Origin of the sequence: Burkholderia sp. BCC1047, assembly GCF_902833155.1 — a bacterium.
In the GTDB taxonomy this organism is placed as follows: Bacteria; Pseudomonadota; Gammaproteobacteria; order Burkholderiales; family Burkholderiaceae; genus Burkholderia; species Burkholderia sola.
The window spans coordinates 236,643-254,138 of sequence record NZ_CADFEH010000002.1; the positions used below are offsets into that span (position 1 = coordinate 236,643).

Annotated in this window: 13 protein-coding genes; 7 read left to right on the top strand and 6 right to left on the bottom strand. The window is 69.3% G+C overall.

Features of this window, described 5'->3' with window-relative positions; genetic code table 11:
- The first annotated feature begins 88 nt into the window (after nt 1-88).
- Entirely contained in the window at nt 89-1,708 is a 1,620-nt protein-coding gene (locus HWX55_RS03030; RefSeq protein ID WP_175973835.1) for a methyl-accepting chemotaxis protein, read from the top strand.
- Here the strand turns inward: HWX55_RS03030 and HWX55_RS03035 are convergent.
- Nucleotides 1,681-2,790 carry an AGE family epimerase/isomerase gene (locus HWX55_RS03035; protein WP_175973837.1) on the bottom strand — a complete coding sequence of 370 codons (1,110 nt, stop codon included), beginning with the start codon at nt 2,788-2,790 and terminating at the stop codon, nt 1,681-1,683. The genes HWX55_RS03030 and HWX55_RS03035 overlap by 28 nt on opposite strands.
- A gap of 115 nt (nt 2,791-2,905) precedes the next feature.
- Here HWX55_RS03035 and HWX55_RS03040 point away from each other — a divergent pair, with 115 nt between their 5' ends.
- From HWX55_RS03040 to HWX55_RS03055, 4 genes are all read left to right on the top strand, one after another.
- Nucleotides 2,906-3,604, top strand: a complete 699-nt coding sequence (locus tag HWX55_RS03040; RefSeq protein WP_175973839.1) for an MgtC/SapB family protein — start codon at nt 2,906-2,908, stop codon at nt 3,602-3,604.
- 105 nt (nt 3,605-3,709) lie between these two features.
- Nucleotides 3,710-5,083: a flagellar hook-length control protein FliK gene (locus HWX55_RS03045; RefSeq protein WP_175973841.1), complete on the top strand. Its 1,374-nt coding sequence runs from the start codon at nt 3,710-3,712 to the stop codon at nt 5,081-5,083.
- Between the two features lie 175 nt (nt 5,084-5,258).
- Nucleotides 5,259-5,414 carry a hypothetical protein gene (locus tag HWX55_RS03050; protein WP_162838117.1) on the top strand — a complete coding sequence of 52 codons (156 nt, stop codon included), beginning with the start codon at nt 5,259-5,261 and terminating at the stop codon, nt 5,412-5,414.
- Nucleotides 5,415-5,589: 175 nt separating this feature from the next.
- On the top strand, nt 5,590-6,069 hold the full coding sequence (locus HWX55_RS03055; protein ID WP_175973843.1) for a GNAT family N-acetyltransferase: 480 nt from the start codon (nt 5,590-5,592) through the stop codon (nt 6,067-6,069).
- Between the two features lie 159 nt (nt 6,070-6,228).
- Here HWX55_RS03055 and HWX55_RS03060 read toward each other — a convergent pair whose 3' ends face one another.
- From HWX55_RS03060 to HWX55_RS03070, 3 genes are all read right to left on the bottom strand, one after another.
- On the bottom strand, nt 6,229-9,360 hold the full coding sequence (locus HWX55_RS03060) for a heavy metal translocating P-type ATPase (RefSeq protein ID WP_175973845.1): 3,132 nt from the start codon (nt 9,358-9,360) through the stop codon (nt 6,229-6,231).
- 192 nt (nt 9,361-9,552) lie between these two features.
- On the bottom strand, nt 9,553-9,876 hold the full coding sequence (locus HWX55_RS03065; RefSeq protein WP_175973847.1) for a toxin-antitoxin system HicB family antitoxin: 324 nt from the start codon (nt 9,874-9,876) through the stop codon (nt 9,553-9,555).
- A complete protein-coding gene (locus HWX55_RS03070; protein ID WP_175973848.1) occupies nt 9,873-10,124 on the bottom strand; it encodes a toxin HicA in 252 nt (83 codons plus the stop codon). The genes HWX55_RS03065 and HWX55_RS03070 overlap by 4 nt, the downstream gene beginning before the upstream one ends.
- Before the next feature lie 304 nt (nt 10,125-10,428).
- Here HWX55_RS03070 and HWX55_RS03075 point away from each other — a divergent pair, with 304 nt between their 5' ends.
- Nucleotides 10,429-11,865, top strand: a complete 1,437-nt coding sequence (locus HWX55_RS03075) for a DUF1254 domain-containing protein (RefSeq protein ID WP_175973851.1) — start codon at nt 10,429-10,431, stop codon at nt 11,863-11,865.
- A 152-nt stretch (nt 11,866-12,017) separates the two neighbouring features.
- Complete coding sequence (locus HWX55_RS03080; protein ID WP_175973852.1) at nt 12,018-15,851, top strand: DUF748 domain-containing protein; 3,834 nt, start codon at nt 12,018-12,020, stop codon at nt 15,849-15,851.
- A 62-nt stretch (nt 15,852-15,913) separates the two neighbouring features.
- On the opposite strand, the gene HWX55_RS03085 is transcribed toward HWX55_RS03080, so the two are convergent.
- On the bottom strand, nt 15,914-16,135 hold the full coding sequence (locus tag HWX55_RS03085) for a hypothetical protein (RefSeq protein WP_050012198.1): 222 nt from the start codon (nt 16,133-16,135) through the stop codon (nt 15,914-15,916).
- A 433-nt stretch (nt 16,136-16,568) separates the two neighbouring features.
- Nucleotides 16,569-17,465 (bottom strand): LysR substrate-binding domain-containing protein, encoded by an 897-nt coding sequence (locus tag HWX55_RS03090; RefSeq protein WP_175973854.1) that lies wholly within the window; start codon nt 17,463-17,465, stop codon nt 16,569-16,571.
- Nucleotides 17,466-17,496 lie beyond the last annotated feature (31 nt).

The following is a 17,496-nucleotide window of genomic DNA, read 5'->3' on the forward strand; positions in this document are numbered from 1 at the left end:
GTTGTCGGCCATTCCGCCTAAAGTCCGACGAAGAAATGCCGCTAATGCCGGGGCATCGCCTCATCGTCCGCTCTCCAGGAATTCCCCCATGTTCGGAAAAATCAAGCTCGCGTCGGGTCTGCTCGGCGTGTTGACCGTGTTCTGCCTCTTCCTGTTCGCGATCGAAGCGCTCGGCTTCTGGACGCTCGCGTCGACGCGCCGCGGCGTCGACGATCTGTCGAACGTCGCGATCGCGCAGGTCGACGCGGCCAGCCGCGCGACCGAGCAACTGCTCGACGCGCGCATCAACCTGTCGCGGGCCGGCACGCGGATGGTGCGCGGCGGCCCCAAGCCCGAAGACATCATTCGCCATGCGGGCGCGTCGCTCGCGGAAGCGGACAAGGCGTTCGCGGTGCTGACGGCCGCGCAGCCGGTCGACGACACCAACCGCACGCGCGTCGCGGCGCTCACCGAGCGTTATCGCGCGCTGCGCGGCGCGCTGGGCGAACTCGTGCAGTTCCTCGACGCCGACAACATCCAGGCGTTCCTCGACCAGCCGACCCAGGGCTTCCAGGACGCATACATCGCCGAGCTGCATCGCTTTACCGACTACGGCGGCACGTCGAGCCGCGCGGCGCTCGACACCATCGACGGCGGCATGCTGTGGTTCAAGTCGGTCGGCATCGTGCTGCTGGTGGCGATGCTCGCGGCGAGCGTCGCGATCTACATGGCCGCGCGGCGCGCGGTCGTCGCGCCGCTGGAGCAGGCCGGCCGCCATTTCGAGCGGATCGCGCAGGGCCGTCTCGACGAAGCCGTGCAGGCGGGCGGCGTGTTCGAGATCGACCGGATGCTGCGCGGCCTCGCCACGATGCAGACGAGCATCGCGGGCACCGTGCGCACGGTGCGCCACGCATCCGACGCGATCCATCTCGGCGCCGGCGAGATCGCGGGCGGCAACGCCGACCTGTCGGCGCGCACGGGCACGCAGGCCGCGTCGCTCGAGGAAACCGCCGCGAGCATGGAGGAACTGACCGCGACCGTGCGGCAGAACACCGACAGCGCCCGCGCGGCGAGCGCGCTGGCCGACGCGGCGCTCGAAGCGACGAGCCACGGCGGCGGCGTGGTCGACAGCGTGATCGACCGGATGCGCGGCATCGCACAGAGCTCGGGGCGGATCGCGGAGATCATCTCGGTGATCGACGGCATCGCGTTCCAGACCAACATCCTCGCGCTGAATGCGGCGGTCGAGGCCGCGCGGGCCGGCGAACAGGGGCGCGGCTTCGCGGTGGTCGCAGGCGAAGTGCGCTCGCTCGCGCAGCGCAGCGCGCAGTCGGCGAAGGAGATCAAGGCGCTGATCGAGGATTCGGTCGCGCAGATCAACGGCGGCGCGGAGCTCGTCGAGCGTGCCGGCGACGCGATGCGCACGGTGTCGACATCGATCACGCGGGTCGTGCAGACGATGTCGGAGATCACGTCGGCGTCGGTCGAGCAGAGCGTCGGGATCGAGCAGGTGAACCAGGCCGTCACGCAGATGGATCAGCTCACGCAGCAGAACGCGGCGCTGGTCGAGGAGGTCGCGGCGGCGGCCGCGTCGCTGAACGACCAGACCGCGCACCTGATGCAGGCGGTGTCGGTGTTCGACCTGGGCGACGGACGCGCCGCACGCGGAGATCGCGCGGCGCCGTCGCTCGCGGCGACGGGTTACGAACTGGCCGGCAGCGCCGCGTAGGCGGTCGCGAGGTGGTAGGGCGTCGTCGACGGCATGTCGGCGCGGGACACCTGCCCGTCGGCCGTCTTGCACTCGAACCAGCCGCACGGATGCAGGAAGCGCGCGGCGAACCGCTCGATCTGGCGGGCGAGCGGCGCGGAGGCCGGCGTGCCGCCGTGCGTCGCGAGCGCGCGCAGGTATTCGGTCTGCGCCCAGATCCGCTGCGTGCCGTCGATGCACGCGCCTTGCGCGTCGAGCGCCGCGCACACGCCGCCCGTCTGCGGATCGACGCCGTATTGCTCGGCGAACGCGAACGCGCGCGACAGCGCGGCGGGGAGCCCGGTCTGCGCGAGCCGCGCACCGGCCGCGTCGATCAGATAGAACCATTCGAACTGATGGCCGGGCTCGAAACGGTTGTCGGCCGCCCCGAGCGGCAGTTCGGCCACGCAGCCGGTTGCCGCGTCGACGAACGTGCGCTCGACGGCCTGCGCGATGCGCAAGAGCGCATCGTCGAACGCCCGGTCGCCGAATGCATCGGCGGCCGCGAGCCAGGCTTCGGTCAGATGCATCAGCGGATTCTGCAGCGCGCCACTGCCGGATGACGAGAAATCGGCGTGGCGCGCGGCATCGAGCAACGCGTCGCCGTGGCGCGGCGCGAAGCGGTCCTGGATCAGCGCGGCGGTGGTTTCGGCCACCGTGCGCGCGGCGGCGTCGCCCGACGCCGCATGCCAGGCGGCGCACGCGAACACGATGAACGCGTGCGTATACAGATCCTTGGTCGTATCGAGTGGCGCGCCCTGCGCGTCGACGCTGTAGATCCAGCCGCCGTGGCGCGCGTCGCGAAAGTGCCGGCACAGCGCGTCGAACAGCGTGGCCGCATGCGTGGTGTCGCCGGCCTGCGCGAACACGAACAGTTGCCGGGCGCACGCCATTGCGCGATAACGGGTCACGGGCATCGGCGCATGGGTGGCCGGATCGACGGCCTCGAACGGCAGTTGCAATGCTGGGTCGAACCCAGAACCCCGCCAGATCGGCAAGACGACGTGCGCGAAATGGTGGCGCAGCTGGGCGGCCTGGGCGGAAGCGGAGTCGGAAACGGACATGGCGGGGTTGAGCGCTTGGATCGAAACGTGTCGGCGCGGCCCGGAGAATCGGCGCGGCCGGGGCCAAGGATAAAACATTCCGCGCGGCCGGCACCAAAAAAAGGAGATAAATACGATGCTCAGCAACCTGGAACTCGTGATGCGGCTCGTGCTCGCGGCGGCGCTCGGCAGCGTCATCGGCTTCGAGCGCGAGCGCCTGTCGTGGGCGGCCGGCCTGCGCACGCACATGCTGGTGTGCGTCGGCTCGACGCTGATCATGATCGTGTCGGCGTTCGGTTTCGCCGACGTGCTCGGCACCAGCGACCACGTCGTGCTCGATCCGTCGCGGATCGCCGCGCAGGTCGTGTCGGGCATCGGCTTCCTCGGCGCGGGCTCGATCCTGCTGCGCGGCGAGATCGTGCGCGGGCTGACGACGGCCGCGAGCCTGTGGTCGGTCGCCGCGATCGGCCTCGCGGTGGGCGGCGGGCTCTATGTCGCGGCGATCTCGGCGACGATCATCATCCTGATCATCCTGGCCGGCATCAAGCCGCTGGAGCGGCGCTATTTCACGGTGCGCCAGCGGCGCCAGCTCGCGTTCACGGTCGCGAGCGGCACGCTGACGTTCGATTCGCTGCACGCGGCGCTCGGCCCCGACAGTGCGCGCGTGAAGCAGTTCATCGTGCAGCGTGCCGACGACACGGGCGAGCAGGACGAAGTGCGCATCGCGCTGGCGCGGGTGTCGGAACTCGAATACAAGGCGATCTGCGCCAAGCTGCGTGCGCTGCCGGGCGTCACGCGCTTCGACGGCGGGAACGGGCTGGGGGGCGACGAATAGCGTGACTCGATTGCGTGACTCGGTTGCGGGGCGTGCGACAATGGCCGACCACCGATTCCGTTCGACATCCGGGTTCGCGCCTGCGGGCCCCGCTATCCGATTTCCATGACCGAATCCGTTTCCACGCCTCGCTCCCGCTCCCGTTCCACCCGTTCGTCGGCCCGTTCGTCGGCCCGTTCGCGCCAGCGCGCGGCCGCTGCCGTCGGCAGCACGTCCGCCAGGGCGACGGCACGATCCGGCAGCGCACCGGCCGGCGACGCGCCGCGCGACGAACGGACGCTCGACCTGTTCGGCGATCCGGTGCTGGAGCCGGGCGAGCGCATGCCGGTTGCGGCGCGCGATGAAGCGAGCGTGGAAGCCGATGCGGCGGCCGGTGTCGACGACGGCCGACAGGCCACGCTGGACGGGTTCACCCCGTCTGCGGATGGGGATGCGGCTGTGGCGACGCATGCGGAACCTGGAGGTGCGGCGACGATGGATGTGGCGGCTAAGGTTGGTTCGACGCCTGAACGCGACGTGGCCGCGAACGTCGACGGCGCATCGGCAGAGGGTCTTGCAACGAAGGCAGCCGATTTGCCCGCCGGCGATGGCGTCGTAACGCAGAGCGACGTGCCCGTGGTCGATGGCGCCGCGAACGCGGCGGCGAAGCTGCAAGCCGCCGACGGCGCTGCGATGCAGGCGGCGGAATCGCAAGCGGCAGAGGGCGAAGTCGCGAAGCCTGCCGTCGAGGCGGCGGGCGTCAAATCCCGCGAAGGGAAATCGTCGGGTGACGCCGTGAAGGAGCGTCGCGCGTCGTCGGGCGGCAAGCGCCGGGCGGCTGCCGGCGCAAGCGAAGCGACGGCGACGCAAGCCGCACCGGTTCCGACGCGCATCGATTCGAAGCCGGAAGCGGCTGACTTGAACCCGCCGCCGGTCGTCGCTGCACGGGTCGAGCCGCAGACGCCGGCAGAGCCGTCCGAACCGGCGATCCCCCCGCATTCCGCGAAGCCCCGCGACACGACCCGGCATCCCGACGCTTCGCCGTCGCCGGCCCCACAGCCGGTCGCCTCCGCCGCATCATTCGTGACCAAGCCCTCGTCGGAGCGTACGCAACCGCCCACGCCGGCCTTCGATCCGGACACGCACCTGCGCCCGCTGACCGACCGGATCGCCGCGTTGCAGTCCGACGTGGATGGCCTGACGCGCGCGGCCGATCGCGAGATGCGCCGCGTGAACCGCCTGCTGCTCGCGCTGGCCGTCGTCGTGCTGGCGGGGCTCGTCGCGCTGGTACTGCAAACGCGCCAGATCGCGCACCTGAAGCAGGACGTCGCCACCAAGCAGCAGCGGATCGATCGCCTCGCGGCCGATCTGTCGACGCAGCAGGCCACGCTGATGACGCTCGAGGAGCACCACGAAGCGTTGCTGTCGCAAGTCGACCGGCTTCAGCGCAACGCGAACCGCGAGGCGGCCGTCGGGAAGCGGGCTCACCGCGCGCGCTGATCGTTTCGACCCCATCCTGGAAGCCCGACGCGGCAAGGATCGCCGTTCCGCGCCGGCGATCGGCTGTCGCGCGCCTGCGGCAAACCGATGCAGCTCACTGGCAGAGTTCAGGGAAAACCCTTAGAATGGAGATAATCTAGGGGAAAACCCTAGCCACGTCTGTCAGGAGTCTCACATGAGCTTCATCTTCGCCCTGCTGCAAAAAATCGACGACCTGTTCGTCTCCCCGCACCTGCCGCTCGACGCCGAGTACTCGTACGCTGCGCGTCATGCGGAAGCCGAGCGGGTGCGCCGTGCGCACCTCGTGCCGATCGTCCTGTACCGTCGCTGATTCGCTGATTCGCTGATTCGCTGATTCGCTGATTCGCTGATTCGCTGATTCGCTGATTCGCTGATTCGGCGCGACGTTCGCCGCACCTGCCTGCCCATTTTCCGCCGCCGCATCGCGCGCCGGTGCGACTGTCCCGCTACACTGGAAGTCCGATTCCGTTCACGGCGACCGGGCCATGCTGCAGATGCGGCCGATGACGGCCGGCGAATTCCGCGCGTACCGCACGCGAGCCATCGACGGCTACGCGAGCGACCTCGCTTCCTCCGGGCAAAATGCCGTCGAAGACGCGGCCGATCGTGCGCGCGCCTGTTTCGACACGCTGCTGCCGGACGGCCTGCTGACCGCCGGCCAGACCCTCGTCACGCTCATCGACGGCGCCAGCGGCGACACGGTGGGCGACCTCTGGTACGCGATCGTCCCTGAAGGGCCGAACCGCACGCTGTTCATCTACGACCTCGACATCGTTCCGTCCCGGCGCCGCCAGGGCTGGGCGACGCGCGCGCTCGATGCGCTCGACGCCGAGGCGCGCCGCTACGGCGTCACCGAGATCGGGCTGTCGGTGTTCAATCACAACGCGGCGGCGCGCGCGCTGTATCGCGCGTGCGGCTTCGTGCCGATCACCACGACGTTGATCAAACCGGTCGTGTCGGACTGAATCCGCCGGCCGGCGATGCGTCGTCACATGCGGCCGGTTCGGCACGCCGCGTCGCCGGCCAACGCCGGCATGCGTCCCTATCCTTCCTGTGTCGGCCGACCGCCGACCGCCGAACGGCCCATCCGGCCATCCGCCATTCACCGCCCACCGCCCACCGCATCAGCGCGCGCGGCCTTTCCATCTCCGCAGCAGCAACGCGTTGGTCACGACGCTGACGCTGGAAAACGCCATCGCCGCGCCCGCGATCACCGGGTTCAGCAAGCCGAGCGCCGCGAGCGGCACGCCGACCAGGTTGTAGACGAACGCCCAGAACAGGTTCTGCTGGATCTTGCGGTACGTGCGTTTGGAGATGTCGATCGCGTCCGCGACGAGCGCCGGGTCGCCGCGCATCAGCGTGATGCCGGCCGTGTGCATCGCGACGTCGGTGCCGGTCGCCATCGCGATGCCGACGTCCGCCGCGGCGAGCGCGGGCGCATCGTTGATCCCGTCGCCGACCATCGCGACGATTCCGCCGTGCGTGCGCTTCAGCTCGGCGACGACGCGCGCCTTGTCGTCGGGCAGCACCTGCGCATGCACTTCGCCGATGCCGAGCGCCGCCGCGACGGCCGCCGCGCTGCCGCGGTTGTCGCCCGTCACGAGTGCGCTCGCGACGCCGCGCGCCGACAACGCCGCGATCGCGTCGCGGGCGCCCGGCTTCACGGTGTCGCCGAAGGCGATCAGCGCGAGCACCGCGCGCGGCGCATCGGCACGCATCAGCCACGAGATCGTGTTGCCGGCGCGCTCGAGTTCCGCCGCGCGGGCGTCGAGCGCCGGCGGCACCGCGATGCCGAGCTCATCGCGCCAGCGCGTGCTGCCGAGCGCGAGCCGCTGCCCGCCGACCTGCGCTTCCACGCCGCGCCCGGCCACCGCGCGCGCATCGGTCGCGACGACCGGCTCCGCCGCGCCGCCCTGTGCGGCCACGTCCGCGTCATGCGCGGCGACCACCGCACGCGCGAGCGGATGGTCGCTCTGCCGCTGTACGGCTGCCGCGAGCGCGAGCGCTTCGGCGCGCGGCACGCCGACGGCGTCGAACGCCGTCACGGACGGTTTGCCTTCGGTCAGCGTGCCGGTCTTGTCGAATGCGATCACGGTCGTGCGCTGCGCGAGCTCGAGCGCCTGCGCGTCCTTGATCAGCACGCCGTGCCGGGCCGCGACGCCGGTGCCGGCCATGATCGCGGCGGGCGTCGCGAGACCGAGCGCGCACGGGCACGCGATCACGAGCACCGCGACCGCGTTGAGAATCGCGGTTTCCATCCCGGCGCCGGCGATCAACCAGCCGACCAGCGTCAGCACGGCGATGCCGAGGATCGCCGGCACGAACACCTCGCTGACGCGATCGACGAGCCGCTGGATCGGCGCCTTCTCGGCCTGCGCGGATTCGACGAGGCGGATGATGCGCGCGAGCGTCGTCTCCGCGCCGATCGCGGTGGTTTCGACGACGAGCGCGCCTTCGCCGTTGATCGAGCCGGCCGTGACCGCGTCGCCGTCGTCCTTCGGCACGGGCAGGCTCTCGCCGGTGATCAGCGATTCGTCGATGTGCGAGCGGCCCGACACGATTCGGCCGTCGACGGGCACGCGCTCGCCGGGCCGGATGCCGACGTGCGTGCCGACGCGCACCTGCGACAGCGGCACGTCGCGTTCGACGCCATCCTCGACGACGCGCGCGCGGTCCGGCCGCAGCGCGTTCAGCGCGCGGATCGCCTCGGTGGTCTGGCGCTTCGCGCGCGATTCGAGCCACTTGCCGAAGCGCACGAGCGTGACGATGACGGCCGACGCCTCGAAATACAGATGACCGGGATGCGCGGGATCGCGCAGCAACATCCACAGGCTCAGCCCGTACGCGGCCGACGTGCCGAGCGCGACGAGCAGGTCCATGTTGCCGGTGCGGGCCTTCACCGCATGCCAGGCCGCGCGGTAGAAGCGCGCGCCGAAGCCGAACTGCACGATCGACGCGAGCACGAGCTGGAGCCAGCCGGGCAGCATCAGGTCGATGCCGAACGGTGCGGCGAGCATCGGCGCGACGAGCGGCGCGCTCAGCACGGCGGCCCCGATCACGAGGTTGCGTTCGCGGATCGCTTCGCGGCGCTTGCGGGCGTCGGCGTCCTGCGCGGGGCTGGCCGGTTGCAAGTCGGCGCCGGCCGGTGCGCCGGCAGGCGACGCGGCCGGAAGCGATGCATGGTAGCCAGCCGTGGTGACCGCCGCGACCAGCGTGGCGGCGTCGAGTGGGCCGGCGCCGTGCACCGATGCGCGCTCGGTCGCGAGGTTGACCGTCGCGCGTGCGACGCCCGGCACGGCGGCCAGCGCTTTTTCGACGCGGCCGGCGCAGGACGCACAGGTCATGCCGCCGATGTCGAGTTCGACGTCGGTGGAAGCGGGCGTGGCAGCGGAAGTGGCGGCCGGAGCCGCGACGGCGGCCGGTGTCGCGCCGTAGCCGGCTTGTTTCACCGCGTCGACGAGCTGTGCGGCGGATACGGCGTTCGACGCGTCGACGGTCGCGCGTTCGGTCGCCAGGTTGACCGATGCGCGCGCGACGCCCGGCACCTTCGCGAGCGCCTTCTCGACGCGCGACACGCAAGACGCGCAGGTCATCCCGTCGATGTCGAGTTCGATGCTTGCGGGCGCAGTCGCAGTCGCAGGCGCGGGCGCGGGCGCGGGCGCGGGCGCGGGCGCGGGCGCGGTGGGCAATGCAGTGGCGGCGGCCGGGACGACGATCTCCGACGCCGTCGGCGTCGCACCATAACCGGCCTGCTTCACGGCATCCGCCAATTGCGCGGCCGAAACGCCGGCCGACGCATCGACCGTCGCGCGTTCGGTCGCGAGATTGACTGACGCGCGCGTGACGCCCGGCACCTTCGCCAGCGCTTTTTCGACGCGCGACACGCAGGACGCGCAGGTCATCCCGTCGATATCGAGTTCGATCGTCGCAGCAACGGGAGGACGCGCGGAAGCCGCGGACGGCGTTTCGTCGCGCGACGCGTGCGCCGAATGCGTGGCCGCGCCGGCTGCGACCGGCGTCTCGCGCACCGCCGCGCGGTAGCCGGCCTCACGGACGGCGTCGACGAGCTGGCCCGCCGCGACGGTTTCCTGCGCCGTGACCGTCGCCGCATGCGCATCGAGATCGACCGCCGCATCGACGACGCCCGGCACGGCGGCCAGCGCGCGTTGCACGCGGCCCGTGCAGCCGCCGCAATGCATGCCGTCGACGCTCAGTTCGATCGTTTGCAGCGCCGCGGAGGCAAGTGGTTCAGTCATGTCGGATTCCCCAAAAGCGCGGTTCGTACCGCGAATGGTTCCAGTATCAACATTCCCATGATGGTAAGGTCAAGCGTCGGCGACGATGCGACGCATGCCGATGCACACAGGGTGTCACAACGCGGAAAAAGCGATCGCCCGGCTTCCGGACGGACAGCCGGGCGATCGTGGTCGGGGCGGGTGGGTGCGCGCTCAGGCGCAGAGCTTGGCGCTGGCGAGGCGATTGAGGCTGACGCCCTGCTCGGCGGCCTGGATGACTAGCGCACGGTGCGCCTGCGGCGGGATGCGGACCTTGAATTCACCGCTGTAGGTTCGGTCGGCGATCGGTTCGGGCACCTTCTCGCCGTTCGCCGTCATTTCGCGCACGACGTCGGCGACGAGCCGGCGAATGCCGACCAGCGCGCCCTCGGGTGTTGCATCGAGCCACGAAAGAGACGGGAACTCCGCGCAGAGGCCGACGTGCTCCCCGTCCTCCGGGGACCACGTTACGCGGTACGTAAAGTGGTCTTGGTTCATGATTTCCGTTCCTTCAGTTGATCGATCGCGTCGAGAACCTGCCGCACCTGATAGGCCTTTGCCTTCCCGCGATCATTCTGGATATTCATTCGAGGATCGCCTTGCCACGGTGTCTTGAAAATCGCATGGTTGGAACCGGATTGGCGGGCCGCTCCGAAGTGGGCCTCGCAGATCTTGAACAGATCGTTGAAGCGCACATTCGCGGGCTCGCACCTCATTGGGTCGAGGATCTTCCATTCGCTTGCCACGGCTTATGGTGTCAATAGTGACACCATTTGTCAATCCTCGCCGACGATCTTCGTCTGCCAACTGTTTCGGATACTTGCTGAATCCCGTGAACTATTTCAGATTTTGTGACGGTTCGGCTAGCGTTTTACCCGTTATTCGGCATATTGGGGGATGCCCTTAGGCGCTATGATACCGGCCTGACATCAGCGCCCACCGTTACGAAGCGTCACGAACGGTCATCCGGGCACGCTGGGGTGCCTTGCTTCGCCGTTCGCGAGACGAACAAGGCGTTGACTGAAAAGAACGATATTCGGCCAGTAATCGATGATTGAAAACCAGCGAGAATCAGTTTCTCTGCGACGCGCGTGCGCGTCGCTGGCCATTGCGGCGTTGCTTGCAGGATGCGCGTCGCAACCGGACGCGATCCAGCGCAAGACCGGCTGGATGCGCGCGGAAGTCGCCGACTCCTATATCTATGCGTATCCGCTCGTGCTGATGGACGTCGCGAAGGAAGCGGCGACGGGCGGCGACGGCGCGCAACCGGGGCAGGCGCCGCTCAACACGCTGCGCCACGCGCAGGCGCTGCCGCCTGTCGGCGCGGTCAATCCGCCGCTGCCGGGCGTCGACACGCTCGACTCGACCGGCTGGCTCGACGTCGCCGCCGAACCCGTGATCGTCACGCTGCCCGACACGCGCGGCCGCTATTGGGACGCACGCGCACTCGACATGTGGACGAACGTGCTGTGGTCGTCGTCGAGCGTCGCGGCACGCGGTGCGCGTGGCGCCGGGCGATCGCAAACGATTGCCTTCGCCGCGAAGGCATGGCAGGGCACGCTGCCGAAGGGCGTGGTGCGCGTCGACGTGCCGTCCGCCAATGCGTGGCTCGAAGTGCGGCTGCAGACGAGCGGCGGGCGCGACCTGACGAACGTGAAGAAACTGCAGCGCGCGATCCGCGTGGTGCCGCTGTCGGTCTATACCGGTGCCGAGCGCGGCGCGTCGGTCGCGGTCCATGCGGGCAGCGCGCCGTCCGAAGCGGTGGGCGGCGGCACGCCGGCCGAGCAGGTGGCCGCGCTTGATCCGAAGGCGTTCTTCACGCGCTTCGCGCGGGCGCTGCAGGACAATCCGCCGCCGGCCGACGATGCGCACGCGCAAGAATCGCTCGGCGACATCGGCGTGACGGCCGGCTATCCGGTGCTGTGGACGGGCGACCGTCTCACGGCCGCGACGGCCGGCGTGGCCGAGGCGCGCGCGCGGCTCGCGACGCCGCCGTCGAACCTGCTGAGCGCGAACGGCTGGACCTGGATCGGCGATACGGCCGGCAAGTACGGCCAGGACTACGCGCTGCGCGCGTACGCGGCCTACACGCAGTTCGGCACCGCGACGCGCGACGACGAGACGCTCGCGGTCACCCGCGTCGACAGCGACGGTCATGCGCTGAACGGCGCGAACCGCTACGTGCTGCATTTCGCGCCGGGCGCGCTGCCGCCAGTACGCGCATTCTGGACGCTCACGCCGTACACGACCAACGGTGCGCTGCCCGACGTCGGATCGGCGCGGCGTTCGCTCGGCGATCGCGACCGGCTGCGCCGCAACCGCGACGGCTCGATCGACATCGTCGTATCGGCGTCGCCGGGCGGCACGCATGCGGCCAATTGGCTGCCGGCGCCGCGTACCGATTTCGCGCTCGCGTTGCGGCTGTACGCGCCGAAGCCGCAGGCGAGCGACGGGTCGTGGATGCCGCCCGTCGTCGTCCGGAAATGAACGGTTGAGTGCCGCGGTTGTCCGACCGGAGGGCGCGGCGGCGGCGGCCGACCGCTGTGCCGTCACCTCTTGAGCCTATACTTTCGGGATAGCGTGCGCGGCCGCCCGGTTTGTCCGGTGCGGCCCGGCATCCATTCCCGAGATATTCAAGCATGGCAAGCGCAGACAAAGAAACCCTACCCTCGACCCTCCATGCCCTCGGTGGCGTTGCACGCTCGCACCGGACCCGGCGTATCGGCATCGGCCTGCTGATCTTCGTCGTTTTGTTTGGACTGCTCGGCTTCTTCGCGGCGCCGCCGCTGATCCGCCACGTCGCCGAACAGCAGTTGAGCAAGCAGCTCGACCGGCCGGCCACGATCCAGCGCATCGCGCTGAACCCGTACACGCTCAACCTTGAAGCCGACGGCATCCATCTCGGCGAGCGCGGCGGCCAGGGCGACTTCATCGACATCGGCAAGCTCGTCGTGAGGCCGTCGTGGTCGTCGCTGTTTCGCGGCGCGCCGATCGTCAACGAGATCCGGCTCGACTCGCCGCGTTTTCACGTCGTCCGCTACGACGCGCAGCGCTTCAACTTCACCGACCTGATCGAGAAGTTCTCGTCGCCGTCGCCGACACCCGATAGCAAGCCGACGCAATTCTCGGTGTCGAACATCCAGGTCAACGACGGCCGGATCGATTTCGACGATCGCCTGCTGAACGAAAAGCACGTGGTCGACAACTGGACGCTCGGCATTCCGTACATCGCGACGCTGGCCTCGAAGACCGACATCTTCGTCGAACCGAAACTGCGCGCGCGCTTCGACGGCAGCCCGATCTCGATCGACGGCAAGACCAAGCCGTTCGCACAATCGCGCGAATCGGAGATCGCGCTGAAGTTCGATCGCCTCGACGTGCCGAAGCTGATCTCGTACGTGCCGGCGAAGCTGCCGGTGGCCGTGACGAGCGGCCTGCTGAGCAGCAACCTCACGGTCAATTTCGTGATGAGCGGCGAGACGCCCGCGCTGCGCGTGTCGGGCACCGTCGACCTGAACGATGCGAAGGTGACCGACCGCGCGTCGGCGCCGCTGTTCGCCGCGCGCGGCGTGCACGTCGCGGCGGCCGGGCTGGAACCGCTGCGCAACGCGATGCACTTCGACGAGATCCGGCTCGACCAGCCGGTGGTCGACCTGTCGCGCGACAAGCAGGGCGTGCTGAACGTCGAGAAGCTCGTCGCGCAGCCGGTCGCCGCGCCGAAGGCCGAAGCCGGCAAGCCGGCCGCGTCGGCCGTCGCCGTTTCCGGTGCGTCCGCGGCGTCCGGCGCGACCGTCGCCGCGGCCAGCGGCGCCAGCGGTGCGAAGGCCGAAGGCGCCGCCGCGAAGGAAACGCCGCCGCTCGACCTGACGATCCGTCACGTCGCGATCGACGGCGGCACGATCAACGTCGACGACCGCGTGCCGGCGACGCCGACCGCGCTGTCGCTGACGAAGCTCGCCGCGACGCTCGACGGCTTCACGCTGCAGGGCAAGACGCCGGCGAAATACACGCTGTCGACGTCGCTGTCGCGCGGCGGCGACGTGAACGCCGAAGGGACGTTCAATCTCGCGGCGAAGCAGGCCGACACGAAGCTGACGGTCGCCGCGCTCGCGCTGCCGGCGCTGCAACCGTACCTCGGCGAGGCGACGCGCGCCCGCGTGCTCGACGGCACGCTCGGCGCGACCGTCAACGCGAAGACCGACTGGGGCAAGACGCCGCTCGCCGCGGAAGTCGCGGACAGCACGGTCAGCCTGAAATCCCTGAAGGTCGCCGCGCCGGACAACAAGGCGCCCGCGATCGTGCTCCCCGACGCGAACGCGAAGATCGCGAAGGTCGACGTCGCCGCGCGCACCGCGGAAATCGCGAGCGTCGACGCGACTGGCCTCGCGCTCGACGTGAAGCGCCTGAAGGACGGCAAGATCGACCTCGCGGCGCTGGGCGAACCCGCGCAGGCGGCGGTACCGCCGCGCACGGTCGCGCGCAAGGCGCAGGCCGCCGCGCCGTCGTGGCACTACCGGATCGACGCGCTGAACGTGAAGGACGCGTCCGCGAACTTCACCGACCTGTCGACGCCGCGCCCGGTGAAGCTGGCGATCCAGCCGCTGGAGCTGTCGGTGCAGAAGGTGAGCGACGACCTGACGAAGCCGCTGCCCGTGCAGCTGAAGGCGACGCTGAACCGCAAGGGTTCGCTGAACGTGACGGGCGACGTGACCGCGCAGCCGCTGAAGCTCGGCCTGAAGATCAACGGCAACCGCCTCGACGCGGCGGCGTTCGAGCCGTACTTCGGCAGCGCGCTGAACGCGACGATCGCGAGCGCGCTGCTCAATGCGCAGGGCAACCTGACGTTCGCGCAGGTGAAGGACACACCGCGCGCGACCTACCGCGGCGACGTCGCGCTGGTCGACGTGCGGATGCTCGACAAGGCGACGTCCGACCCGTTCGCCGGCTGGCGCTCGCTCGCGCTGTCGAACCTGAAGGCCAACTACGACGAGAAGGGCACCGACGTCGACGCCGCGCGCGTGACGTTCTCGAACTTCTACGGTCGCGTGCTGCTCGACGCGCAGGGCCGGCTGAACCTGAAGGACGTGGTCGCGAAGGAGACGGGCCCCGCGCAGTCGCTCACGCGCGACGCGAGCAAGGGCGAGCCGGTGCCGCTGTCGCCGGGCGTGACGCCGCCGGCCGCCGCGCAGGCCGCCTCGGCCGCGGCCGCGCAGCAGGCGTCTGTGCCGGCCGCCGCGTCGGCGACGGTGGTCGTGAAGGCCGCGCCGCAGCCGCAGAACCCGGTGCGGATGCACTTCGGAGAACTGCTGCTGCAGAACGGCCGCGTCACGTACACGGACAACTTCATCAAGCCGAACTACACGGCGAACCTCGTCGCGATCAAGGGCACGGTCGGCGCGTTCGGCACGGATTCGACGACGTCCGCGCCGGTCGACGTCGCCGCGAACCTCGCGGGCAACGGGCCGATCTCGATCAAGGGCACGGTGAACCCGCTGATCGAGAAGCCGGCGCTCGACCTCACGGCCACCGCGCACGACATCGAGCTGACCAACCTGACGCCGTATTCGGCGAAGTACGCGGGCTATCCGATCACGAAGGGCAAGCTCAACGTCGACCTGCACTACCAGCTCGCGAACGACCAGTTGTCGGCGAACAACCACATCTTCATCGACCAGCTCACGTTCGGCGATCACGTCGAGAACGACACGGCGACGAAGCTGCCGGTGAAGCTCGCGATCTCGCTGCTGAAGAACACGCGCGGCCAGATCGACGTGAACCTGCCGGTGTCGGGTTCGCTGTCGAATCCGGAATTCAGCGTCGGCGGGCTGATCTGGCACGCGGTGCTGAACCTGATCGCGAAGGCGGTCACGTCGCCGTTCACGCTGCTCGCGAATGCGTTCGGCGGCAGCGGCGGCGAGGACCTCGGCTACGTCGAGTTCGCGCCGGGCTCGTACCAGTTGACCGACGCGCAGCAGAAGAAGCTCGACACCGTCGTGAAAATGCTGACCGAGAAGCCGTCGATCCGCCTCGACCTGATCGGCCGCGTCGATCCGGCGCAGGACACGCCGGGGCTGCGCGACGCGTACGTCGAGCGGCTGGTGCGCCAGCAGAAGCTGAAGGACGTGATCGGTCAGGGCGAGAGCGTCGATCCGATGTCGGTGAAGGTCGACAAGGCCGAATACTCGAAGTACCTGACGCGCGCGTACAAGTCCGCCGACTTCAAGAAGCCGCGCAACCTCGTCGGCCTGCAGAAGACGCTGCCCGATGCGGACATGAAGCAGGCGCTCGCCGATCACGCACCGGCCGACGACAACGCGCTGCGGGCGCTCGCGCAGCAGCGCGCGCAGGCCGTGCGCCAGTATCTCGACGGCAAGATCGACTCGAGCCGCATGTTCGTCGTCGCGCCGAAGCTCGACGCGAAGGGCATCTCGGACAAGGGCGCGACGACCCGCGTTGACTTCGGGCTGCAGTAAGCGTTACCACCATCCGTGATCCGCCGCCGCGCCCGCACCCGCCGGGCGCGGCGGCTTTTTTTTCAGCGGCTGGCGACGGCCGGCTCGCGCTTGTCCAGCTCCTTCCTCGCGGCCAGCGGCAGACGCGCGTCGTCCCACTGCGTCAGCCATTCGACTTCCTTCGTGGTGAACACCGGTCCGTGGTTGCGCAACGCGTACTGCAGCGCGTCGACGACGTGATGGCGAATGATTTCGGGGGTACGTGCATCGTCCAGCACGAACCGGAGGGCTTCCAGGGTCGACATACTCGTGCTCCGGGTCAGGGAAAACCCTTTATGCCACGCCAATAGTCGCGGGCCAACCCGAAAAAAAATCCGGCCGCACGGGCCGGCGCACGCGACGGTCGCGCATGGCGATCGCTTCGTGTCATTTGCGATTGGTTACGTTTGACAGAGAACAGAAAGCCCCGCTTCATCCGACCGCCGCACGATCCGGCGATATTTTGCGCGCCTGACGGCAAGTCACGTAGTTCAACATCAATCGGTGAGGTGGGGTGATGATTTCCAGGTTTATCAGTTGCTCCGAGAAACCTCGTCCTTCAGGACGGGGAGGAAAGTAGCTGTGGTGTCGAGCTGCCGGGGCTGGGTATCGGGCGTTGACGTTGTAGGCCGGATGCCGCCCGGGGGCGGTGTCCGTCGGGCTAGGGGCGCGCGCAGCCGTGCGGCGATGCGCGTCGCCTTACGCGCGCCCGGCCTCGTCCAGCATCCATTCCCTGAAGCGCCGCAACGCATCGCTCGTGTCGAGGCGCTCCGGCGCGTAGCACAGGTAGTGTCCCTGCGCGGCCACGTCGACCGGCGCGTCGAACGGCTCGACCAGCGTGCCCGCCGCGAGATTGTCGAGAATCAGGAAGCGCGGCACGAGCGCGATCCCGAGTCCGGCCTGTGCGGCCTGGATCAACACCGAATACTGCTCGAAGCGCGGCCCCGCCAGCGCGTTCATCTGCGTCGCGCGATGACGTTCCGCCCATGTGGACCACGCGATCTCCGCCTGCTCGTGCACGAGGCGCGGCGCCGCCGCTGCGTCGGCGGGCACGCGTAGCGCATGCCGGTCGGCGAATTCGCGCGAGCAGACGGGCACGAAGGTCCGCCCGCCGAGATAGTCGCTTCGTACCCCTTCCCAGCCACCGTCGCCGTAGCGGATCGCCGCGTCGAGCCCGAACGGAAACACGTCGCCGGGCGCGAGATGACGGCGAAAACTCAGCGTGACGCCCGGCGCGGCGGCGAGAAAGCGCGTGAGGCGCGGCAACAGCCACTTGGTCGTGAACGTCGGCACGCTGGCGATCGTCAGCAGGTCGCTGTTCTCGCGGGCGCTCAGCAATTCGATCGACGCGTTGCCGATTTCGCGCAGCGGCCCGACGACGCGCGCGTGATAGACCTGACCGGCACGAGTGAGCACGAGCCCGCGCCCCTCGCGCACGAACAGCTTCACGCCGAACAGCGCCTCGAGGTTCGCGATCTGCCGGCTGACCGCGCTCGGCGTCAGGCCCAGTTCCCGGGCCGCATAGGAGAAGTTCAGATACTTCGCGGACGTGGCGAAGGCATGCAGCTCCGCCACGTTCGGATACAGATGCTTCATCGCGAGCTGTTCCGTCCTTGCACAGGTCGAT